Source organism: Lactobacillus sp. ESL0684 (assembly GCF_029392675.1).
Taxonomy (GTDB): domain Bacteria; phylum Bacillota; class Bacilli; order Lactobacillales; family Lactobacillaceae; genus Lactobacillus.
Map to the genome: position 1 here is coordinate 1,304,646 of NZ_CP113941.1, position 23,855 is coordinate 1,328,500.

Sequence of the window (23,855 nt, forward strand, 5' to 3'; positions counted from 1 at the left end):
TAGTTTTTAAAAATTTATATAATAAATTTATTAAAATATTCCTGATTGTGTACTTCTTACTGCAAACGAAAAAAGCTGCCCTCACCATTTTAGATGAGGACAGTTTTTAAATAATTATTTTTGGTGATATTGTCGCACTTCATTTTTAGTACCAGCAAAATACCAGTAGCCAGCAGCTTCATCACTTGCTAACTCAACGTTATCAATTGGCTGCTTTAATGCTTCGTTAAAGATCGTTTCATATTGCGAAATGCTAAGCTTTTGCCGACGCAACAGCATTTGCTCATCGGCTATCGAACGCAGCTTCTGCTGATAGCCAGAAACTAGTTGTCCTGAATAAAATTCACCCATTGCACCTGAACCATAAGAGAACAGTCCAATTGTCGCACCAGGAGCTAAATCGGCTTTTTCGAGTAAACTTAATAAGCTAAGATAAAGTGAGGCCGTGTAAATATTACCCACCTGCCGATTAAACCACGCACTCGCTGTAAAATTATTAGCCAAGCGTTGCTCAACTACTGCTGGTTGACCAGCCATTGCCAGATTATTGGCCTTAAAGCCCATTTTAGTGAACGGCAAATGATAAACAATTGCCTCAAACTGAGCTGGCGACCATTTCTTGATTCTTTGATAGTCAGCAAAAGTTCGCTCAAAAAAGTCCAGATAAACAGCTTTAGAATATTTCCCATCAACTAATGCGGTTGCCGAGTTATTCGGTCGCCAAAAATCATTGATATCAGCACTATATGCGCTGTGACCGTCATTAATTGCTAAAATCCGTGGTTCGGCCTTAATCAATAAACTGATACTCCCTGCTCCTTGAGTTACCTCACCACCACTATTTAGACCATAGCGGGCAATATCACTGCCAATTACAATCGCACTATGATGTGGATGCAAACGAACATAGTCGCGAGCTAACATTAGACCAGCGGTCATCCCAAAACAAGCCTCTTTAATTTCAAAAGTTCGTACTGCTGCTGATAATTTTAGTGCGCTTTTAATAAACAACGAACCAGATTTAGACTGATCAACTCCACTTTCAGTTCCCAAAATTAACAGCCCTACTTGATTTAAATCAACATGGTCTAAATAACCTAAAGTAGCATTAATTCCCATGGAAACTGCATCCTGCGTTTGGTCTGCTACACTCATTTGGCTCTGACCAATTCCTTCAAGATACTTGTTGGGATCTTCATTGCGGGCATTAGCTAAATCGACCATATCGACATACTTATTCGGAGTATAAAAACCAATCTCATCTATTCCAACTTGCATTATTTTGCCTTTCGTATTTCAATTAAGTACTTTTGAGCCGCAGCTTGTGTGTAATTCTGATCTTGCTTCATCAATGACAAAACTTGCTGTTTCTCTGTGTCATTCGCTGACAAAGTAGCCACTATGTTGCGGGCTTGCAATTTCATATGACCTGCTTGAATGCCAGTGGTTGCAATTGCCAGTAAAGCGGCTAAATTATTAGCCAAGCCGATACTGACAACCACTTCTGCTAACTGCTGGCTAGTTATACTTGAACCTAATATCTGATAATTTTCCTGGACATCAGAACGAGCGTTAATTGAACCGCCAACTGTTCCCAGCGCTAACGGTAGACTAAGCTCACCGTGAAGCATATCATCTTCAAGCCGCCAACTGCTTAAACTGCAATATTGACCATGCCGACTAGCCCAAAGGCCACACGCAGCTTCGACACTACGTGTATCGTTACCAGTTGCTTGTAATACAGCATCGACGCCATTCATGATACCTTTATTATTTGTAACGCCACGCATTGGATCGGTTTCTCCAATTTGGCTAAGCAAGGCGATCTGTTGAGCAACTGTTTTTCCACCAACACTTTGAACCGATAACTGCACCTTTACCCGACTTATTTGGCTAGGATAATTAGACAAAATTGCGAATAATTTAGTCTTTATTTCAGGAAATATCGCTAATTTTTCAGCCATAAATTCTAAAATAGAATTTACCTTATTAGCCCCCATGGCTTGGGCTGGATCTACTAAGACTTGCAAATAAACTAATTCATGTTCACAACGGACAGTAATTTGTCTGACGCCACCACCGTGATGTACTAAACTGGAAAATTCACGGTTAGTAATTTCAATTAGCTTAGGAAAACTTTGTTCGAAGTCAGCTAACTCAAAATCATCCGCAGCTTGTAAAACAATTTGTCCATAAATCCCTTGACGTTCACTAGTTACCTTGGTGCCACCATTTTGAGTGAAAATGCTAGCGCCATGATTAGCAGCAGCCACTACTGAAGGTTCCTCTGTGGCCATCGGCACTAAATAAGATTGGCCGTTAACTACTAAATTCGTAACTAGACCAACTGGCAGGCTTAATCTACCAACCACGTTTTCACTCAATTGATCCATTTTAGCTAAAGTTGCAGAATCAAGATCGGCTAATTCCAACCCTTGACTAGCCAGCAATGCACGTCTTTTTTCGGGAGGTAATTCATAAAACTTCATTTAGTCAACTCTTTGTAATTCACAAGCAATTGCCTGACCGCCGCCGATACACAGGCTAATCAACGCACGCTGACCATTTCTGTACTTCAAGGCATTAATTGCAGTAGTAATTAAGCGCGTTCCAGTCGCCGCTAACGGATGACCGATGGCAATCGCCCCACCAGCAATATTTAACTTTTCAGGTGCAATGGCTAAGGCTTCCAATAAGGCAACGCTAGGAGCGGCAAAAGCCTCATTAATTTCAATAACGTCATATTCATTTAACTGGTAGTGAGTAGTTTTTAGTAGTTGCTTAATTGCATAATAAGGTGCAAAGCCCATATAAGCTGGATCAGTTCCAGATTCCGCAAATGCACCTAAACGAGCCAAGGGCTGCAATCCCAGCTCTTTAACCTTGTCAGCAGTCGCCAAAATAACCATACTGGCTCCATCACTTAGGGGTGAAGAATTACCAGCTGTTACTTGACCATTAGCCTTAAAAACTGGTTTTAACTCGCCTAATGCCGCTAAGCTGGTATCTGGACGAATGTTCTCATCTTGCAGAATCGTTTTACCATTTACCATCATCTCAATAATTTCGTCTTTAAAATATCCAGCTGCTTGGGCGTGTGCTGCCTTTTGATGAGATTCTAAACTATATGCATCCAATTTATCGCGAGAAACTTGATATTTTTCAGCCACATTTTCTGCAGTCAGCCCCATATGTTCTCCAGAAAAAGCATCCGTTAACCCGTCGTTTAGCATCGTACTTTGCACTGGTGCAGTCTTATCAGCAGCAAACATAGCGGCATTAGTCATACTTTCACTACCACCAACTGCTACTAACCCAAAGTCACCCAATTCCATTTGTCCCTGAGCTAATCGCAAGGCCTTTAAGCTTGACCCGCAAACTTCGTTAATTGTCACACTACTACTGCTAGTTGTCATACCAGAATTCAAAGCGATCTGCCGCGCCATATTTTGTCCCAAGCCAGCAGCTAACACGTTGCCCATAAATAGCGCATCTAATTGCTCAGCAGCTAATCCAATGCTCTTCAGGCTGCCCTTTAAAGCAATCTCTCCTAAATCAACTGCATCATAATCACTCAACCAGCCCTGATAACGACCAAAAGGAGTCCGTTTAGCAGCAACTACAAAAATTTCTTTCATCAAATTATGTCTCCTAGCAAAAATATTTCATGCAAAATCTTACCCAATTTTTGCTACAAAACCTAGTGATTCGACAGAGATTAAGAAAATTTTACACAAAAAAGCTGATTATGTTTATATCACAATCAACTTAATTAGCCTTACTTTTAAAAATGTTCTTAAATTACTTTTTTTACAAACCTTTTTTGCAATTTCAAGCAACGATAACCTAACTTCTCATAAAACTGATGAGCTGCTGTTCGCTCTTCACCTGAATTTAATCTAATTTCAGTTAATCCAAGTTGCTTGGCTCTAGTTTCAAGTTCTAACATTAACGCGTGACCAATTCCTTGGCCTTGGGCAGAACCAGATACTGCCAATGCTAAGACATTAAGCATTGGATCAAAATAACTTTCACTAAAAATTTCGGCATGCACATAACCTAGAACGGTTTCGTTTTCATCCTCAAAAACTAACAGCAAATGGTGCCGCTCATCACTAATTAGCCGTTTTAAATTATTAATGGTTTTATCAACCGGATAATCATAACCCAACTGACTTTTATTTAATTCTTGAATAGCTGGACCATCTCCAGCAACTACATTACGAATCATTTATTTAAATCCTTTACTACTTATTTAGCCTTTTCGGTGCCATTTACAGCTAATCAATTCGTCACATAATAAGATTTTTAAGCTAATCGCAAGATTTTGACAAGCAAAAAGACTGCATTCATTTTTGAAGCAGTCTTAAATCATTATGCTTTATGTTTTGAATCTTGACTCTGCAATTTCTTACCTAAATCAATAACATATTGGCGCAATGCATCCTTAGTTTCGGGATGATTAAGCCCATATTCAATTGAAGTTTCCAGATAACTTTCTTTATTACCAACGTCATGACGTTCACCCTTGAAAACATGAGCAAAGACACGTTGCGTCTTATTCATGGTATCAATTGCATCCGTTAATTGAATCTCACCACCACGACCAGGTTTTTGATTAGCTAAAACATCAAAAATCTCCGGTGTCAACAGATAACGCCCAATAATCGCATAATCACTTGGAGCTTTATCAATATCAGGTTTTTCGACAAAGGATTTAACGTTAATCAAACCAGGCATAATTTCATTTTCAGGTTCAATCACTCCATACTTAGAAACTTCTTCATGTGGAACTGGCATAACAGCAATTGTTGAGGCATGTGTCTTAGCATAACGGTCAAGCAACTGCTTAGTAAGCGGCGTTTTATCCATCATTAAATCGTCACCTAGCATAACGACAAATGGCTCATCCCCAACAAAACTGCGGCCGCGAGCAATGGCGTCGCCTAATCCAGCTGGATAGGGTTGTCTGGTGTAATAAATATTAATCCCTAGCTGAGTAATTTCTTGCGACATCTTTAGTAAACCGGTCTTGCCATTTTCTTGTAAATTCTGCTCCAATTCTGGATTAGAATCAAAATGATCTTCAATCGGACGTTTATTTTTACCCGTGACAATTAAAATATCTTCGATACCTGAATTTTTAGCTTCTTCTACGATAAACTGAATTGTTGGCTTATCAACTATCGGTAACATTTCCTTAGGCATTGCTTTAGTGACAGGCATAAACCTTGTCCCTAACCCAGCAGCTGGAATAATAGCTTTTCTTACTTTCATAGTGTGCTCTTTTCTTTTAGTGTTTCTAAATAATATAACAAATTTTATCTAATTATGCGAGCGTTTATAATTGCGCTTTCTTTGCAAGTACTCCGCTAATCTTCCAGCAGAGTATTGAACATTGGCAGTATTCTTGGCCACCAAGGCTGCATTAACGCAGGTTCCGAGTAATAGAAAGATTGACGCTAAATTGAGCCACAACATAAAAATAATAAAAGTACCGACTATACCGTAATTTTCCCAACTTATATGGAAATGATGCAAATAAAAACCAAATAAAGATGACAAAAGCCACCAGCTAATCAGAGTAGTAAAAACACCAGGCCAAATAACGCGTTTTTTGAGCTTAATATTAGGCAAAACATAATTCAAATAATACAAAATACTAAGTAAAATAATCACTAAGACGGGATAGCGATAATTAAAAATCTTTTCGATTGTTTCTATCGGAAAAGCAAGAAACGGTTGTAAAAATTCCAGCACTTCTTGACCAAAGATCAACATTAAACTGAGTAAAGTTACAATAATAATCATGATATTAGTCAAAAGAATTGTGAATGTTCTAGTAAAAACTGTTATTCGCCAACTTTGTTTAAGTTCAGTAGAACGAACTCCGTAAATCCGGTTCATGCCAATTCTAATCGCATTAACTAATGACGAAACCGACCAAATTGCCACCAAAATACCAAATGAGATGTAACCAGTTGAATTGCTCTTGAGTAAGGAATTAACAATTGGCATAATATATTCGGTAATCTGACTAGGAAAAATCAACTTCAAATAGCCTGCAATAGGTGCCGTATCGATATTAAACAATGGCAAAACATTTCCAATAATGATAATAGCTGGAAAGATTGAAAATAAAATATAGTAAGCAATTACAATTGCGCTAGTTAGTACTTCTCCACGTGAAAATCTGAGTGACAAATTTTTATAAAATTGAACAAATTGTTGGCCAGCAGTCTGGCTTTTACTAGACATACGAATTTACTCATCCAGTTCATCGAAGTGCGGCAGATACTTTTCATAACCATCATACGGTTTCTGCAAGGTTAAAATCTTAGGACCATCCTTAGTAATAGCAAAAGTATGTTCAAATTGAGCAGACTTAGAACCATCTGGCGTGGCATAATAAACCCAATCATCATTAGGATCACTGACGCTCTTTTGTTCAATCCGCCAATCACCACCAGCTTCTACCATTGGTTCACAAGTAATCGTCATCCCTTCGCGCAAACGTAAGCCATGTCCAGCTTTACCCCAATGCGGCACCTCCGGATCTTCATGAATACTTGGTTGAATCCCATGGCCGACAAGTTCCTTAACATCACCATAATGATGCTCATCTTCAACATAATGCTGAATAGCCGCACCAATATCACCAATTCGATTGCCTAGAACTGCCTGATCAATTCCTAAATACATGGCTTTACGCGTAGTTTCCATTAAATCGCGATCTGCTTTAGAAATTTCACCAACAGGATAAGTTGTACAAGAGTCGCTTTCAAACCCGTTTAAATTACAAGTCACATCCACCTTTACTAAATCACCCTCACGCAGCACAGTGTCTTTGCGCGGTATAGCATGAGCAATTTGATCATTGACTGAAATGCAGGTTCCATATTTATAGCCCTCGAATCCCTGCTCTGAAAGACGGCCACCACGACTCTTAACAAACTTCTGACAAAATTCTTCAATGTCCCAAGTAGTAATGCCTGGCTTAATCACTTCACGCAGTCCTTCAAACATTGATGCCAGTAAATGACCAGATGCCTGCATTCCTTTAAGTTCACGAACGGTTTTTATTGTAATCAAAATTAATTTCCCCTTTGTAAAAGTTTACTTAGTTACATTATAGCTTTTTTTAAAAGTTTACTAAAGAAATTCATTAAATCCCCTAAATTAGGTATAATACTATAATGAATGATAAAATCAAGAAATGAAAGGTATGACAAGCATGAAAGCTAGAATTGTCTACGCTAGCATGACCGGCAATGACGCCGACATGGCGGAAATTTTAGAAGAAGATTTATTAGACTATGATTTCGAAGTTGAAACTAGTGAGGCAGAATTTACCGATGCCAGCGACTATTTGACTTGTGATCTATGCGTCTTTGTCACATACACTTATGGCGAAGGCAAAATGACTGACGATATTGCTGATTTTTATGAGCAATTGGCTGAATTGGATTTACACGATAAACACTTTGCCGTCATGGGCAGCGGCGACCAAACATACGCTGACCATTTTTGCGAAAACGTTTTTGATTTTGAAAAAATGTTTAAGCAGGTTGGCGCAACAGAAGTTACTAAACCTGTAACTATTGAAAATGAACCAGATGAAACATCAATTGCAGCAATTGATGCCGCCGCAAAAGAAATGGCTGAAAAGTTAAATGCGTAGAAATTCCCCAAATAAAACGAATATCGTATCTCAGGTGATTAACTTAATCAAGCGTCATCGAAATTTATTCGTTTACATGGTCTTCGGCTTCATAGCTGCTTTAATTAATACCAGTGTTTTTATGATGTTACATAAATGGTGGCGTGGATCAGTATTTTATTCTAATATTATTGCTTTTATTATCTCAAATTTGGCTTCTTATTTCTTCAATCAAAAGGCTGTATTCATTAATAACGTTGACCGAGATCACTCGACTTGGCATAAACTGATTATTTTCTTTACTTACAGAATTATCAGTTTAATTCCTGACCAAATTATTATGTCACTGGGAATTTCTTGGTTACACCTTAACGCCTTATTGATTAAGGTAATTGACCAAGTACTTGTTGGTATTTTCAATTATTTGACCACGCGGTCAGTCTTTCAGGTACAAGAAATGACGATGATTGAGCGGACTAAACGGCGAATTAGACGAATTGAAGCCAGTAAAAAACGGCATCTCAAATAAAAAAGCTAAAATTCAATTATGAATCTTAGCTTTTTTAGTTTGGTCAAAATAATTTATTTAACCAAAATCTATTGGTCGTTGACCTTTTTGCTTTGAAAAGTAATACAGAATGTCTGCTAAAATACGTTCTGCAGCATGACCATCCCCATATGGATTTTGTGCATTAGCCATTTCTTCATAAGACGCCTGATTTTCTAACAAATCAAGCATTGCAGACTTCACCTTGCTAACCTCGGTACCAACTAACTTCAAAGTTCCAGCTTTGACACCCTCAGGTCGTTCAGTAGTATCACGTAAAACAAGAACAGGTTTATTTAGCGATGGGGCTTCTTCTTGAACGCCGCCAGAATCCGTCATGATAAAATAACTTCTTTTGGCTAAGTTATGAAAATCAACAACATCTAATGGCGCAATCAAATGTATCCTGGGATCATTATCGAGAATTTCATGAGCCGCTTCTTGTACTCGCGGTGACAAATGAACGGGATAAATAATTTCGACATCAGGATGGCTATCAACTACCTGTTTCATCACTCTGAAAACCCGTTTCATTGGTTCGCCTTGATTTTCACGACGGTGCATAGTCACTAAAATAATTTTGTGATCTGGATTTACCGTATCTAGCACTTCGTGATGATAATCCTGTTGAATCGTCTGTTCAAGTGCATCGATTGCAGTATTGCCAGTAATAAAAATATTTTTGGCTGGATGATTTTCCTGCAGTAAATTGGCCTTACTCAACTTCGTCGGCGCAAAGTATAAGTCCGCCAAATCATCTGTCATTTGCCGATTCATTTCTTCTGGAAATGGTGAATACTTTTGCCACGTCCGCAAGCCTGCCTCAACATGACCAATTGTTGTCTGTTCATAAAAACTAGCCAGACTAGCCGCAAAACTGGTTGTCGTATCACCATGTACTAGTACTAGATCGGGATTTTCCTGCTTAATTACTTTAGCTAAATCAATCATTACTTTGGCAGTAATTTCTTCGAGTGTCTGATTTTGCTTCATAATATCAAAATCATAATCAGGAGTAATTTTAAAAATTTGCAATACTTGATCAAGCATTTCGCGATGCTGCGCACTAACTATCGTTACTTCATCAAAATTAGGATTTTCTTTTAATTTAAGTACCAATGGTGCCATTTTAATCGCTTCAGGTCGTGTCCCAAAAACCGTCATTACCTTAATTTTAGTCATAAAAACCTCCATGTACCTTTAATTTTACTCGATTTATTAACTCAAAAACAAGCTGATATGCTTTAATTATAGTAAATACAAAGAAAGTGCACCAAAATGAGACAAAATTCCAACTTATTATTAATCACTGGCTTGCTAATTATCATCGCTAGTTTTTGTTTAGTTTACAGCTTTGATAACCAACTTACTAAAAAGAGTAGACGCATTTTGTTTTTGTGCGCACTCATTAGCTTTGGTATTTGTGGTTTATTAGTAATCAAGATAATGCATGACCCTCTTGGGATGTAAACAAAAAATACGCGGTTCTAATAGAATCACGTATTTAAAGATTTATATTAATAGTTCATTAATCGATAGTAACGCCGAGTAGCTGAAGTTCGCCCTGTCCTAGTTGCATAGATATTTAATAATACATCAAAATAATGATTTAACACATATGGTTCTACGAATGACTTTAAATTATCAGCTAAATCTGTTAATTCAAAATCTTTTAGATCAATTACAAAGCAATCCTTAGCAAATTTCTTAGCAAAATCAACTACACGTAAATCTATATCGCGTGTTGTACCACTATTAACCACTACATTTACACATTGATTTTGATCAGTGATTTCAAAAGGACCATGGAAATATTCACCTGCATGAACTGATTGGGACTTGATGCGTTCAATTTCCTCAGATATATAGTTTGCAAAACAACAAGCTTCGCCCCATGCGTAACCAGAAGAAACCCACATTTGCATTTCTGATAAATCTGTCTCGTTAACTTTTTTAACACTTTTAGGAACTAGAGCTTCAATCTTATCAGCTAAATGTTGTGACAAATCACTTAATTGCTTTTGAGCTACAACAGTATCTTGGACTTGAGCTGCGCCACTATATACTTCTAAAAACCATCCAAGTTCAATTAAATTTGCATCAGTATCAACTGAATTAAATTGATAGTCTAAAATTCCCATTTTTTCCAATTCACTATTAGCATCACCAATAAAACCTAATTGAATTGTTTTAGGAGATTTATCCTTAATAGTATTCAGCGATTTAAGGAGTTCAGTTGTTGTACCAGTCTTTGTTCCAGAAACAACTAATGTATGCTCATCTAAGTCTGTCAAATATACGTCAACTAATTCTTCAGGACTAACAATAGTAAATGGAATATTTAATTGCTTGAACATAGTTGGTCGTAAATCAACAAATTTAGTAAAAGCACCTCCACAACCTGTAAAAAAGATCTTCTTAATTTCTAACTTTTTAATTTCGGTCGAAACTTGAGCCACATAATCTAATTGATCAACTGCTTGATCATAATTATTAATAAATTCTGTTCTATTAAAATACATTATTTCTCCTTAACTAGGGCTTTAAGAAGCCCATAAATGAACCTAAGACGCTAACAACAAGAATGGCTAACAAAATCCACATCATCTTTACATGCTTTTTCTTTAGCAACCAAGCAATAAAAAAGGTCAGAGCTAATGGCAACATATCTGGCATAATTGAATCTAACATACTTTGAATTGTTTCTGGATTTTTCCCACCACCAATTGCAAGCGGTATTTTAATGACTACCATTGAAGCTACCATTGCCCCAATTACGGTATTTCCTAAAATATTGATAACATATGTAATTGTATTCATTAAGCCGTCAGACATTTTGTCAAGGAATGTAGTTCCTAATTTATAGCCCCACATAGTTCCATAGTAACGTACTAATAAATTAGGAACATTATAGAGTAATATGAACAAAATAGGTCCTAGAACATTACCTTTTTGCGCCAATGAAACACCAATTCCACTGGCAATAATCCTTAGACTACCCCAAAAAACAGAATCACCTATCCCAGATAAGGGACCCATTAATCCTGTCTTCATTGAGTTAATCGCAGATGGATCAAATTCTGGATCAGAAGCATTTTTTTCTTCCATCGAAGCTAAAACACCCGCAATAAATGGCGAAGTAGCCGATGTACAGTTAAAGAATTCCAAATGACGAGAAATTGCGGCCTTACGCTCTTCTTTACTCTTATATAGCTTATTAATAATGCCCGTCATCGTATAGGCAAATCCCATACTCATCATTCGCTCATAATTAAAAGAAGCCTCCATAGGCATACTGCGCCAAAAGATACCACGTAAATCTTTTTTAGTTAATTTTTTAGGATTTTCATTATTACTAGAAGTCATCTTCTTGTACCTCCCCAGTACTTGGACTATTCGACACTGAAGCAGTATTCTTCTTAATCTCTTCCATAATTAAATACATAATACCGGCCATAATCGCGCCAATAATCGACACTGCAACCATGTCCAATTTCATATATGCTGCACAAACAAATCCAAGAAAGAAAAATGGTGCAACCTTTTTTGAAAATGACATATTAATTAACATAGCAAATCCAACTGCTGGTAAAATTTCTGTAGTAATAGTGATTCCATCAATCAATGCCTTAGGAATAAACTTAATAAACGCACCAACAAATTGACTACCAACTGCAAAAGAAACAGTTGTGACAATTGCCATTAACAGAACCCGTATACCTGATGCCCACAAGTGCATATTCCCTGCACGAGTAGCATCACCATTACTTGCATATTTATCAGCCTTGTGAGCCATTGCTGGAAAGATAACTACATATAGTAAATTCTTAACTAGTAATCCCAAAGTAGCAATTGGTAATACTAATGTTAAGGCGACATTGACACCATATCCGTTCTTTAATGCTAATGCAGTCGCTAAAATACCACCAATTATTTCATCAGGTGGCACTGTCGCACCAACGCCCATTAGTCCCAAAAAGGCTAGTTCCAGAGTTGCACCCATTTTTAGTCCTTCAGTAATATCACCAAAAACCAAACCAATTAAACAACCTGTAACTATTGGTCGTCCAATAAACGAAGAGCCCAAAAAGTCTTGCATATTGGCAAACAGTGATATTACAAATATCCCTATAATTTGTAAGGCCATAATTACTCCTTCTTCTCAATCAAGTTATGAAATTCAACGTCTTTATCTGCTGGAGCTTGTTGAACCACTACACGAACTCCTGAATTCTCTAGTTCAGTTAACTGATCGATTTCACTTTGTGTAACATAGACTGACTTAGCTATATTAACTGAATCATCTTTTTTAGACGATAATCCAAGATCGATTAATTTTACTTCAGGTACTAATTTAGTTAATTTATAAGCATCAGCAACGTTTTCTACTACAATAAACACACGATATTTATCCGTCACACCACTTTTAATAGCAGCTGCAGAATCTTCAATTGATTTAAAGATTAATTTTGCATTATCTGGCTTAGCCATCATAAATGTTTTCTTCCGAAAAGTATCTTTTGCCACCACATCATTTGCCATTAAAATAGCATTAGCTGACAGATTATTGGTCCAAGCAAATGCTACCTGACCATGCAATAAACGATAATCAATTCTTGTCATTACAATCATAATTCACACCTAAAAACTTTCTTCTTCAGTAAAGCTATTATCAACTTTAATTAATTTGATACCAGACGAACCAAGCTCAACTACTTGCTGAAGATTTTCTTCAATTTCATTTGCAGAATCTGAATCCTTAATACTAGAGATCTTAGTAATTAATTCCAATATCAATGGTAAATTCATACCAGATATTAAGAAATAGCTTTCATTCTGAGACGTCAGATCTATAACGTTATTATTGACTGAACCACCAATAATATCCGTCACAAAAACTATTTTCTGGTCCTTAATTGGTTCTATTTCTTCAACTAATTGGTTCTTAAAATCTACACTATCATCCACATAGGCGGTGATGTAATGCAAGTTCTGCTGTTTCCCCATAATTAGAGTAACAGAATCATACATTCCTTTAGCCAAATTAGAATGGCTAGCTAACACAATTTCCATTAATTTTCCTTTCCTTTCGACAACTTTTAACTATCAATTAGAGTAATACAGCAATCGCTTACAGGCAACAAAAAAAGAGCCATTTTTTCAAATAGCTCTTAAAAGCGAACCAATAAGCGAACCAATTATAATTTTAATACCTGATTTTCATTTCAAAATTAACTACATTAGGATCATACCAAGATAAAGTATACTCTACTAATTCATCTTCTCTTGTGTAGCCTAAGTATTCAAACAATAATAAATATTTCTCCTTAACTAAGTTCATTCTACTTGCAATATCATTATCAAATTCAGCTTTAATAGTCGTTTTAAAATGATGTGGTTTAAGTTTTTTAGATTCCATATAATCATATAAAGATAATTTACCAAAATCATATCTATGCGCATCAGAAAATTGTCTAAAGGGAAAATATGATTTTTGCAATGCAACTATTTTATTATTGGCTTTTCTAGTTCGAATTAACTCATAAAATTCAGTTTGTGGTGCAAATAAATTCTCTTTAGTTGGATCCTGATAGACCATCTTAAAAGATTCAACTTGATTAGAGACAGTTTTTTGATTTATTCTAGTAATTTGTGTAAATGAATTCGGTGAACTATCACCAATAGCCAATGAATTATTTAATTTAGCTCCTTTTAAATACGTTCCCGAACCAGGACGCTTTTCTAATACATTGTCACTAACCAACGAATTAATTGCCCGCTTAATTGTTGAACGGCTATAACCTAACCTTTGTGAAAGTATCCGTTCATTCCAAATACGAGTATTTGGTGCAACTTCGTTTTTAATTATTAAATCTAATATTTTAGTTTTAGCTTCTTCATAAAGAAATTTACTCATGCTTATTTCCTTAAAATAAAATGCTCAGGCATGAAACATTCCTCTTCATACCTAATTATTTCTTTTTGACTGTTTTTTATTTTTAAACTACGAACTAGAATTTGACAAAAATCAGACGTTTTAGATAATAACTTCATTTCTTGAGCAGATGCCCAAGTTAACATTATTTTTTCACTTATATTATCTGCTAAAAAGACTTTGTCTATTTCCGCTTCTAAGTCTTTTTCTACAGCCAATTGATCACAATGTTCTATCATATCATTAGGTATTATTGATTTTACTAATTGAATAGGTTCAAAATTCTCTTTTAAAACATAAATCCGTGATCTAAAATTAGTAATTTTCTTCTGAAAAATAGTCGAATAAAAATTAGAATTTGCTATAGTTTCATCAGAGACTAATTCAAGTACAACATTATCAGTATTTTTTTGTGACAGTGGCGTATGATATTCCTTTAAATTAATAAATCTCATATATTATATTTCCTATTTAAATAATTAGTTATATATTTATATAAAATACACTATTTAAAAACATGAAGCAATCAAAAAATCATCCATACCTACCTAGTATAGATGATTTTTATACTTATCTACATATCATATTAATGACCCCGGTGAGATTCGAACTCACCTCTACGGTTTAGGAGACCATTGTTCTATCCAGATGAACTACAGGGCCGGAACACCTAGAAGTTTACTTTACCAAATTTATAGCATAAAAGCCAATCTTTTTAGTAATTAATATTGTCTAGTGAAATATGGTCTTGGACTATTGGCATCCGCAATTTTATCCGCGGCTAAAACAAATGGTGTCCAAATTGCCAAAGCAATTAGCATATTAATCACGCTTAAAACAATTGCTCTCCAGTCATAATTACAAGCTAAAAATGGTCCAATAATTGGCGGAATAATGGTTGGAATTGCCGCTTGGACAGGATTTACCAATCCCATCATGGTTACCCAGTAGGAAAAAGCCACATTAACCATTGGTGCAACAATAAATGGAATAAAATAAACAGGATTTAAGACAACTGGTAATCCTAAAACAATTGGTTCATTAATATTAAACACACCAGGAGCCAAAGCCACCTTAGCAATTGTACGATAATCACTTCGCTTAGAAAAAAGTAAAATTGCTACGATAAGCATTAACGTTCCACCGGCACCGCCAAACCAGGCGAAAACATCAAATGATCCCCTTACCCACAATAATGGAGCAGGATTACCACCACAAACAGCTGTAATATTCACATTCTGGGCAGTTAACCAAATTGAATCCAAAATTGGTGCTAAAACACTTAGACCATTGATTCCAAAAAACCAAAAAACTTGAATCAAAAAGGTAACTAGCATTACCATACCAAACCCCTGACCCATTTTTACCAATGGCAACTGAATCGAATTAAGTAACCAATTACCAAAATACGTTCCTGTGGTAAATTGAAAAATAAAATTAATTGCTCCCACGCCAAAGATAGCAATTAACGCTGGTAATAGTGAATCAAAGGCTCTTTGTTGTGCTTCAGGCAAATTAGCTGATAACCGAATTTTAAGTCGCGCCTTATAACATATAACAAACAATCCTACGCCAATCGAACCAAATAAAATTGCTGTAAAAATTCCGGTGGTTGAAAGCTGCTTAGTGTCAAAGGCATGCCGAACAGAAATATTTTGTCCAGCAATAGTAATTTGCGTAAAATTAGCAATGCTCATTGCTAAAGAAGAAACCGATACAATTGCACCAGTTATTGGATCTACCTCAAAATTTTTAGCTAAATGATAACCTAAAGACAAGGCTAAAAATAACGCAAATAAAGCAAAAGTGCCCCGCCAAACTACGTCACTAATTAAAACCAGTGGCTGCATGGCCCACGCAAAAGTTTTCCAGCCTAGATTAGTTTTTGCTGCTGCAATCAAACTCTTAACCAGCAAGGCAACTGATCCAGCAATGGTAATCGGCATTACCGAAACAAAAGCATCCCGCAACGAAACCAGCCAGCGTGTCTGTCCTAGTTTACTTGCTAACGGTAATACGTAATCCTCAAGCCAATCTACTAAGCGACTCATTTTTGCTCCTTCTGCTTTAAGTAATGTGGATGATAGCCCTTATTTTTATTATGCCGTTTCTTATGTTTAGGCTTTTTACTAGTAGTTGGTGCCTTCAGTTCAGGTACCACGGATTTAGACTTAGGCAACTTGGTAGTTAACTTATTCCCAGCAAAATACACCCGTTCAATTTCTAGATCAGGTAATAATTTTTTTAGATCACGTAAGTCGTGATCATCGCCTAACGTAACCACGTAACCGTGTGCTCCCATCCGTCCTGTACGACCAGCACGGTGTAAATAAGTATTTTGCTCATTTGGCAAATCATAATTAACTACATAGGTTACGTCCGCAATATCAAGTCCGCGTGCAGCTAAATCAGTTGCTAACAACAAATTAATCTTACCAGACTGAAAATCTTGCAAAGCCTGAGCTCTTTTTTGTTTACTAAATTCATTAGCCAGCAAAGAAAATTTAGTTTTAGTATGAGCAAAAATACCAGCAAAACGCATCATCGTCTGATTAGAATCAAAAAACAAAATTCCCTTAAAATGATCAAGTCGGCTAAGCCGTTGCACAAAATCAATCTTATGTGCATTATCAATTTGCAAAAAATAATGTTCAAAAGTTGTCGGTTGCTCATCCCGTACATCAATTACTCTAAATTTACGTGCAAAAATTGTTTCAGCTTCCTGCGTGATTTCGGACTCTGTTGCACCGAATAATAAAATTTGACTATCAGTAGCAAGATTTTGTCCTAATGAACTCAGCAATTCTTGTTTACTAAACTCTAAAATATCATCAGCCTCGTCAATAATTAGAGTCTTAATCTGGCTAACTTTAATGCGATTACTAGAAAAGAAATCAAAAAAGCGACCTGGTGTAGCAACCACTACTTCCGGATGTTGCTTTTTTAGCTTCTGCTCTTGTCGCTGACGATTACCAGCTCCCACTAGACTGATAGCCTTTAAATCTAAAGCATTTACAATTGGATTAATTGCATGACTAATTTGCACTGCCAATTCTGTTGTCGGTGCAATGATAATTAAACTATTTGGTTGGCCCTTTAACGTCTTTTCTATAGCTGGCACCGCATACGCTAAGGTTTTTCCAGTCCCAGTTTTGGCTAAGCCAACGCAACTATTGCCATTTAGAATCGCTTGATATGTCTGTTTTTGAATTAAAGTTGGTTCTTGATAACCTAACTTAGTTAAAATTGTTTGAATTTCTTGTTTCATTATTGTGTTAATTGTCCATATTTCTGTTTATATTGGGTAACTGTGCCATTATAAGTAATCATAGTTACACCACCTTCTTCTAGTCCCGCAACATTTTTGACATGGCCATTATTAGTATAAAGCCAAAACGCATACTGTAATCTACTGGGTGCTTTGGGACTATCTGCCATAAATTTAATATTATCAGGAAAGTACTTTTGATATTTAACTTCTAAATCGACCATTACCGATTTTCCTTGCTGCATAAGCATTTGACAAAACTGGCCCATCTGCTGTAAATAACGCGGATTGCGCTCGCTAACAGCTGGTTCAATCAAAATCGGCAAACTACCAGTATTCGCACCGACCTTTTTCATAAAATAACGATAATGCTGCAATGGAGTTGATTCATTACTATATGCAACGACCGTACCAAAAGCCAATTTAGTTGCCAAAATCTGATCGCGATAAACTAAGTAATCATCATCAAAATATGATCTGCCCTGGGTACTACGCAAATAGACAAAGGAAATGCCGTTGGATTGCAGTTGGTGCAGATCAAGATAGCCAAAGTCTTGATTTAATTCAACGCCAATTGCGCTGGCAGTAGAATTGGCTGGCAACGTAGTTTGTTTTTTATAATTAGTCAAACTAATCAGAAGCAGCCCTATCGTAATTACCAACAAAATCAAAATCGCCGGCAGCGTAAATTTATGATGAAATCTCTTCATTGCTAACCCCCAATATTAATTTTTAAGCTAGACTGATTAATTATACCAGTAATTTAATTATAAGCGAAAAGGGAGATTTTAGATAATTCAACTAAAAAGTGTCTGGGAAAAATTAACTCTTCAGACTTAAAAACAGACCAAGTTTTCGTAATAAGAAAATCTTGATCTGTTTTTTATTGCTTATTTCCTGTAAAAGAAGTTTTCCGCCACCTCTTCTACTCCAATATTTGCTCAAATTCATCATCATGAACATCAAGCCTACATCGGTTTCGACCTTTTTCTTCCCTCGCAAGTGTGTTCTGCGCACACCAAAAACGTTCTTCATATGTCCAAAGACTGGCTCTACGTCCGTTTTTCTATAGCTATAGATCAGTTTGCCTTCGCTACTTTGAAGAGTTTGTTTAGCTTTTGCCTTTAAATATTGCCAATTGGGGTTGTATTGCACCTGCCTTTGGCGTCCGCTTTTAGTTTTGGCTAGCTCAGTTAATTCAGCTGTTAACTGAAACTCATCTGCTTCATATATTTTTAGATCAGAGATTAACCCCGTACTCTTATTCCTCCGCTTACCATACCGTTTGAAATTAAAACGCACACCTTGCCAGTCAAGGTAATAATCTTCTTGCTCATTATAAGTCCAATTCGCCAGCTTGGTGGGATCATTTTGATACTTTCTAGTCTGCTCCTTATCGTAAAGGCTGTAAGGAATAAAATATTGTTTATCTTCATACTCATTTTCAAGCATAGAATAATTATATTCGCTGCCATAGCCGGCATCGGCAACGATGTTCTGGAACTTGTCTAAATTTGTCATTTGCTTTAAGAAAGGTTCTAAAGTCTTGAAGTCTGTTGGATTAGGGTAAAGTGCATAATCTACTACATATTGGTTGGTAGTTGCCACTTGAATATTATATCCGGGTTTAAGCTGACCATTCCTCATATGATCTTCTTTCATATGCATAAAAGTGGCATCATGATCGGTCTTTGAGTAGCTATTACGCTCACCAAAAGTTGCTTGCGCCTGTTCATACTTTTCTGCTCTGGGGATAAAATCCTGACGCAACTTATGCAAGACTCTTTTAAGGCCTCGCCTTTGGCGTTTTTTAGTTGAACCTCCAGGAATTACTTTCGGCTCAGCCGCGATTGCTTCATCTAGTTGCTTGATGACAGTTTCTGTTTGTTCTGCCATGATTGCCAGACCCTGACTAGTTTGTGCTTCTTCTTCAGTAATCGCTTGGATTACTTCTTTTTGAATTAATTCATCATAAAGCTCAACTGCATTAGCCTTTAACTTAGTATGAAACTTTTCGACAGCTCTTTTCCAAACGAAAGTATACTTGTTAGCATCAGCTTCAATTTTAGTCCCATCAATAAAGATAGCATCTTCTCTAAGCAACCCTTCTGCTTGCAAAAGATTAGTAAAATAGACAAAAGCTTGTTTAATCAGCTGATTGGTATGGCTACTAGCTCTAAAGTTATTGATCGTATGATATGAAATATGTTTACCACCAGCTATGACCATCATCGGGAGGTTTTCTGTGAGCATCCGCTCAATTTTTCTACCAGAGAAAACGCGTCTAGAATAGGCAAAGAGTAGTATTTTGAGCATCATTGCTGGGTGATAGGCAGGCCGACCAGTATTTGAATTGTCTTCCAGCAACACATCGGCAGGAATCGAGTCGACAAAATCACTGATAACCTGAGCAAGATGATTTTTAGGAATAGAAAAGTCAAAGTTGAGTGTTAAAGCAGTTTGACCTGTGATATAATTTTGATACATGAAAAGCCCACCTTTTTTGTTTTTTGTAGTAATTTAATAATAACAAGGTTAGGCTAGAATGTATATGAAAAATCCGCTAGAACGCAAAGATTCTAACGGATTTTTTGCTTTTAAGGGTCTAGTTTTTTCCCAGACACTTTAAAATTGTAATTACAGATTAACTGGATAGACTGGCTTTTTACCCTCATAAACTCGTTTCATATCAATCAAACTATGTTCAATCATGTTTTTAACTGAGGTCTTAGTATAGTAGGCTGAATGCGGTGTAATTACTACATTGGGCATCTTAGCTAGCTCTTGATAAGTTTCAGGCAATTCAGACATATCAGTAAATTGCTTCTCAAAAAATTCATTTTCTTCAGTCAACACATCTAGCGCTGCACCAGCAATCTCTCCTTGCTTTAGCGCGTCAATCAAATCTACCGTGTTAATTAAGGGACCACGAGCTTGGTTAATGACCAAGGCAGAGTTCTTCATCTGCTTGAATTGTTCAGAGCTAATCATGTTTTCCATCCCTGGATCAAGCGGTGTGTGCAAGGTCAAAATATCGGCCTCTTTAATTACAGTATCAAAATCGGTATATTCGACAAAAGCTTCATTAGCAGCATTTTCAACCACGTCATAGGCGATGACTTTGGCTCCTAGCGCATGGAACATCTCCGCTACAGCACTACCGATTCTGCCTACACCAATAATACCAACTGTTTGATTATAAATCTCATCACTCATCAAATTTGGTTCACGAACAAAATTAAGCTTTTGCTCATTCTGGAAAATTTGACCCCAGTTTCGTAATAAAAACATTGCTGAAGTCAGCGCATTTTCGGCAATTGCCCGTGGTGAATAAGCTGGCGTCGTAGTAATAAGCATATGGTATTTATGCACATATTCCCAATTAACAATATTATAACCAACTGAACGCAACGCCAAATGCTTAATGCCATAGTCAGCAAGTTTTTGATATACAGCTTCATCAGCAATATCCACTACTTGCATGACACTAGCAACATCAAAGCCTTGTGCCTGAGTGACTGTTTGCGCATCAAGAATATCTTCAGTAGTTTCGATTTCGTCATCTGGATGATGTTTACGCCAGTTTTGCACGTGAGGCATCTGTTCTGGCGTAATATTATATAGTAAAGCTTTCATTAAATAAATCCTCCTTTAAGTTAAATTACTTAATTAGCATTTTAACTTAAATTAATATAATATGAAAGATTTATTTGTGCTATCGCCAATTTAATATGCCCGTTTGCCCTTTTTATAAACTGCTTTATCTACTTGTACGACAGCATGAATATCAGCCAATGGATTTTCATCTAAAACTAAGAAATCTGCATACTTACCTGCTGCCAGAGTGCCGTATTCATCGTCAATCTTCATCAACTTGGCACAATTCAAACTGGTCTGCAAAGCCTCAAAATTAGTAAATCCTTGCTCAACTAGTAACGGCAATTCTTGTGGAGTCATCGTGAAGTCATTAAATGGCGTACCAGCGTCTGTTCCTAAGGTAATTGGTACACCAGCATTTTTGGCTTTAGTAATATTACCCCTTAAATCTTTCCAAGCTGCCGAAATTTTAGCCATTTCCCAATCTGGAATTTTTCCGGGTGCATATTCCATAAATGCCCAAGCACCGACAACTGTTGGTGTTAAATAAGTCCCTTTTTCAAGCATTAAATCAATTTCTTCATCATTGACGTAAAAACCGTGTTCAATACTGTCAACTCCAGCTTTAATGGCGTTCATAATGCCGGGATTACCTTCAGCATGCGCTGCGACCACGTAGCCCTTATGGTGCGCTTCTTCCACAGCTACTCGAATTTCTGCTTCACTGAGTTGAGGCTGGTCTAAGGCATCATTTTCAGTCATCACGCCGCCTGTGGCCATAACTTTGATAGCTCTGGCACCCTTCTTAATTTCTTGACGCACTGCTTTACGCATTTCATCTGGAGAATCAACTAAAATACCAAAGTTAGGACCATCTCCATGGCCTCCAGTCATCGAAAATGGGTGTCCTGATGGCAAGATTTCCGGAACTCTAGTCAATTTACCGGCTTTAATTAATTCATTAAGTTCAATGTCAATCTCAAAAGTACTGCCACATTCACGAATATAAGTTACACCTGAACGTAATAAATCATGCAAATGATCGACAGCTCGCACGGTTGCGACAACTGCACTTGCTTTTGAATCACCATCGGCAGTTAGCGGATCGTTAATAATATGGGTATGACAATTAATTAATCCAGGCATCACATATTTATTACTCAAATCTACCGTCTTGTCAGCTTTAGGTGGTCTAGCTGTGCCCACTTCTTCAATTTTACCAGTTTCATCATTGATCAATATATAACTATCTGATTGTAAATTATCTTGATCACCAACAAACAGATTAGCGTTAATAAAAACGGTTTGACTCATTTTGTAATACCTCCAAAAATTTCCAATAAAAAAACACTCATCCCAATCTAAGGACGAGTGCTCGTGTTACCACCTTTAAATTCACTTATTACTCACATAATAAGCCTCATTAGCTATCAAACAATAGCTTGTAATGATAACGGATACAACTCCGCTACTAGCTGAATATCACTAGCAGTCATCAACCAAAAGCCCATCTTCATTGCTCATTACCTACCAGCTTTCACCAACTTGCCAGCTCTCTTTAAAGATAAATCTAAACAACTACTCTGCTTTTTTGAAATATATAATATTTAATTATACAGACAATCTATCATCATAATTTAAGCTTGTCAACTTAATATGCACGTTTACCCTTTTTATAAACTGCCTTATCTTCTTGTGCAACCGCATGTACATCAGCCAGCGGATTTTCATTTAAAACTAAGAAATCGGCATATTTACCTGCTGCTAGAGTGCCATATTCATCGTCAATCTTCATCAACTTAGCTGAATTAACACTAGTTCTAAGTGCCTCATAATTAGTAAACCCTTGTTCAACCAGCAATTGTAGTTCAACCGGCGTCATCGAGAAATCATTAAATGGTGTACCAGCATCTGTTCCCAAAGTAATCTTAACGCCACGTTCTTTAGCATGCGTAATATTTTTACGTAGATCATCCAATGCATCAGCTGCTTTTTTGATTTCCCATTCTGGCACTTTACCCTTGGCATAAGTTGGAAAGGCCCAATCAGCGACCACCGTTGGTGTTAAGTAAGTGCCCTGCTTCAGCATTAAGTCAATTTCTTCATCATTAACATAAAAACCGTGTTCGATACTATCAACACCAGCCTTGATTGCATTCATAATCCCAGGATTACCTTCGGCATGTGCAGCCACAATCAGATTTTTATGATGTGCTTCTTCAACAGCAGCGTGAATTTCGGCAACACTGAGTTGTGGATCAGTCATAAAATCGTTCTTGGTCATCACACCACCAGTTGCCATAACTTTGATTGCTTTGGCACCCTTTTTCATTCCTTGCCGCACTGCTTTACGCATTTCATCCGGAGAATCAACTAAATGACCAAAATTAGGCATATCTCCGTGACCACCAGTCATTGAATATGGGCGACCTGATGGCATTACTTCTGGCACCTTATCAATCTTGCCATCAGCAATCATTTCACTAATTGAAATATCAATATCATAAGTGCTACCACATTCGCGAACATAAGTTACACCTGACTTCAGCAAAGTATGCAGGTTCTTAACTGAATTGACAGTAGTTTTCACAACGTCTGTTGCCGTACCACCAGTTGGATCATTAGAATCCATAATCATATGATCGTGGCAGTTGATTAGACCTGGCATCACGTACTTATTAGCTAGGTCAACTGTTTGATCAGCTGCTGGCGCACTCCCAGTACCAATTGCTGTAATCTTGCCAGTTGTGTCATCAACTAGCAAATAACTGTTTTCCTGGACTGTTTCACGTTCACCGTCATAAAGATTAACGTTAGTATAAACTGTTTTAGTCATGTAAATTCTCCT

At 36.8% G+C, this 23,855-nt stretch carries 24 protein-coding genes and 1 tRNA gene; 2 read left to right on the top strand and 23 right to left on the bottom strand.

Features of this window, described 5'->3' with window-relative positions; translation table 11 throughout:
* Positions 1-114 precede the first annotated feature (114 nt).
* The 7 genes from OZX56_RS06320 to map all read right to left on the bottom strand — a co-directional run bounded on the left by OZX56_RS06320 (position 115) and on the right by map (position 7,092).
* Positions 115-1,278: a hydroxymethylglutaryl-CoA synthase gene (locus OZX56_RS06320; RefSeq protein ID WP_277139310.1), complete on the bottom strand. Its 1,164-nt coding sequence runs from the start codon at positions 1,276-1,278 to the stop codon at positions 115-117.
* Complete coding sequence (locus OZX56_RS06325) at positions 1,278-2,489, bottom strand: hydroxymethylglutaryl-CoA reductase, degradative (protein WP_277139311.1); 1,212 nt, start codon at positions 2,487-2,489, stop codon at positions 1,278-1,280. The genes OZX56_RS06320 and OZX56_RS06325 overlap by 1 nt, the downstream gene beginning before the upstream one ends.
* The gene (locus tag OZX56_RS06330; protein WP_277139312.1) at positions 2,490-3,638 is read right to left on the bottom strand and encodes a thiolase family protein; all 1,149 of its coding nucleotides are present in this window, start codon (positions 3,636-3,638) and stop codon (positions 2,490-2,492) included.
* A gap of 158 nt (positions 3,639-3,796) precedes the next feature.
* Positions 3,797-4,231, bottom strand: a complete 435-nt coding sequence (locus tag OZX56_RS06335; protein WP_277139313.1) for a GNAT family N-acetyltransferase — start codon at positions 4,229-4,231, stop codon at positions 3,797-3,799.
* Positions 4,232-4,374: 143 nt separating this feature from the next.
* The gene (gene galU / locus OZX56_RS06340) at positions 4,375-5,277 is read right to left on the bottom strand and encodes a UTP--glucose-1-phosphate uridylyltransferase GalU (protein WP_277126153.1); all 903 of its coding nucleotides are present in this window, start codon (positions 5,275-5,277) and stop codon (positions 4,375-4,377) included.
* A 48-nt stretch (positions 5,278-5,325) separates the two neighbouring features.
* A complete protein-coding gene (locus OZX56_RS06345; RefSeq protein WP_277139314.1) occupies positions 5,326-6,258 on the bottom strand; it encodes a YihY/virulence factor BrkB family protein in 933 nt (310 codons plus the stop codon).
* 6 nt (positions 6,259-6,264) lie between these two features.
* Positions 6,265-7,092, bottom strand: coding sequence for a type I methionyl aminopeptidase (map, locus tag OZX56_RS06350; RefSeq protein ID WP_277139315.1), 828 nt, complete (start codon positions 7,090-7,092; stop codon positions 6,265-6,267).
* Positions 7,093-7,234: 142 nt separating this feature from the next.
* Between map and OZX56_RS06355 the strand changes: the two genes are divergently transcribed.
* Complete coding sequence (locus OZX56_RS06355; RefSeq protein ID WP_277140362.1) at positions 7,235-7,681, top strand: flavodoxin domain-containing protein; 447 nt, start codon at positions 7,235-7,237, stop codon at positions 7,679-7,681.
* Positions 7,674-8,189, top strand: a complete 516-nt coding sequence (locus OZX56_RS06360; protein WP_277126150.1) for a GtrA family protein — start codon at positions 7,674-7,676, stop codon at positions 8,187-8,189. The genes OZX56_RS06355 and OZX56_RS06360 overlap by 8 nt, the downstream gene beginning before the upstream one ends.
* 57 nt (positions 8,190-8,246) lie before the next feature.
* On the opposite strand, the gene wecB is transcribed toward OZX56_RS06360, so the two are convergent.
* The 16 genes from wecB to OZX56_RS06440 all read right to left on the bottom strand — a co-directional run bounded on the left by wecB (position 8,247) and on the right by OZX56_RS06440 (position 23,843).
* Entirely contained in the window at positions 8,247-9,389 is a 1,143-nt protein-coding gene (gene wecB, locus OZX56_RS06365; protein WP_277139316.1) for a UDP-N-acetylglucosamine 2-epimerase (non-hydrolyzing), read from the bottom strand.
* Between the two features lie 335 nt (positions 9,390-9,724).
* On the bottom strand, positions 9,725-10,729 hold the full coding sequence (locus OZX56_RS06370) for an SIS domain-containing protein (RefSeq protein WP_277139317.1): 1,005 nt from the start codon (positions 10,727-10,729) through the stop codon (positions 9,725-9,727).
* A gap of 13 nt (positions 10,730-10,742) precedes the next feature.
* On the bottom strand, positions 10,743-11,573 hold the full coding sequence (locus OZX56_RS06375) for a PTS system mannose/fructose/sorbose family transporter subunit IID (RefSeq protein WP_277139318.1): 831 nt from the start codon (positions 11,571-11,573) through the stop codon (positions 10,743-10,745).
* Complete coding sequence (locus OZX56_RS06380) at positions 11,563-12,354, bottom strand: PTS sugar transporter subunit IIC (RefSeq protein ID WP_277139319.1); 792 nt, start codon at positions 12,352-12,354, stop codon at positions 11,563-11,565. Before OZX56_RS06380 ends, OZX56_RS06375 begins: the two co-directional genes overlap by 11 nt.
* A 2-nt stretch (positions 12,355-12,356) precedes the next feature.
* Positions 12,357-12,839, bottom strand: coding sequence for a PTS sugar transporter subunit IIB (locus OZX56_RS06385; RefSeq protein ID WP_277139320.1), 483 nt, complete (start codon positions 12,837-12,839; stop codon positions 12,357-12,359).
* Positions 12,840-12,848: 9 nt separating this feature from the next.
* Positions 12,849-13,280: a PTS sugar transporter subunit IIA gene (locus OZX56_RS06390; RefSeq protein ID WP_277139321.1), complete on the bottom strand. Its 432-nt coding sequence runs from the start codon at positions 13,278-13,280 to the stop codon at positions 12,849-12,851.
* 133 nt (positions 13,281-13,413) lie between these two features.
* Complete coding sequence (locus tag OZX56_RS06395; protein ID WP_277126143.1) at positions 13,414-14,124, bottom strand: GntR family transcriptional regulator; 711 nt, start codon at positions 14,122-14,124, stop codon at positions 13,414-13,416.
* Between the two features lie 2 nt (positions 14,125-14,126).
* Complete coding sequence (locus OZX56_RS06400) at positions 14,127-14,597, bottom strand: hypothetical protein (RefSeq protein ID WP_277139322.1); 471 nt, start codon at positions 14,595-14,597, stop codon at positions 14,127-14,129.
* A 135-nt stretch (positions 14,598-14,732) separates the two neighbouring features.
* A tRNA-Arg gene (locus tag OZX56_RS06405) sits at positions 14,733-14,805 on the bottom strand.
* A 59-nt stretch (positions 14,806-14,864) separates the two neighbouring features.
* A complete protein-coding gene (locus OZX56_RS06410) occupies positions 14,865-16,193 on the bottom strand; it encodes a PTS transporter subunit EIIC (protein WP_277139323.1) in 1,329 nt (442 codons plus the stop codon).
* Complete coding sequence (locus tag OZX56_RS06415) at positions 16,190-17,413, bottom strand: DEAD/DEAH box helicase (protein WP_277140363.1); 1,224 nt, start codon at positions 17,411-17,413, stop codon at positions 16,190-16,192. Before OZX56_RS06415 ends, OZX56_RS06410 begins: the two co-directional genes overlap by 4 nt.
* Positions 17,410-18,120, bottom strand: a complete 711-nt coding sequence (locus OZX56_RS06420; RefSeq protein ID WP_277139324.1) for a GH25 family lysozyme — start codon at positions 18,118-18,120, stop codon at positions 17,410-17,412. Before OZX56_RS06420 ends, OZX56_RS06415 begins: the two co-directional genes overlap by 4 nt.
* A 112-nt stretch (positions 18,121-18,232) precedes the next feature.
* Complete coding sequence (locus OZX56_RS06425; protein WP_277139294.1) at positions 18,233-19,897, bottom strand: IS1182 family transposase; 1,665 nt, start codon at positions 19,895-19,897, stop codon at positions 18,233-18,235.
* Positions 19,898-20,047: 150 nt separating this feature from the next.
* Positions 20,048-21,046 (bottom strand): D-2-hydroxyacid dehydrogenase, encoded by a 999-nt coding sequence (locus tag OZX56_RS06430; RefSeq protein ID WP_277139325.1) that lies wholly within the window; start codon positions 21,044-21,046, stop codon positions 20,048-20,050.
* Positions 21,047-21,136: 90 nt separating this feature from the next.
* Complete coding sequence (locus OZX56_RS06435) at positions 21,137-22,321, bottom strand: amidohydrolase family protein (RefSeq protein WP_277139326.1); 1,185 nt, start codon at positions 22,319-22,321, stop codon at positions 21,137-21,139.
* A gap of 337 nt (positions 22,322-22,658) precedes the next feature.
* Entirely contained in the window at positions 22,659-23,843 is a 1,185-nt protein-coding gene (locus OZX56_RS06440; protein WP_277139327.1) for an amidohydrolase family protein, read from the bottom strand.
* Positions 23,844-23,855: the final 12 nt, after the last annotated feature.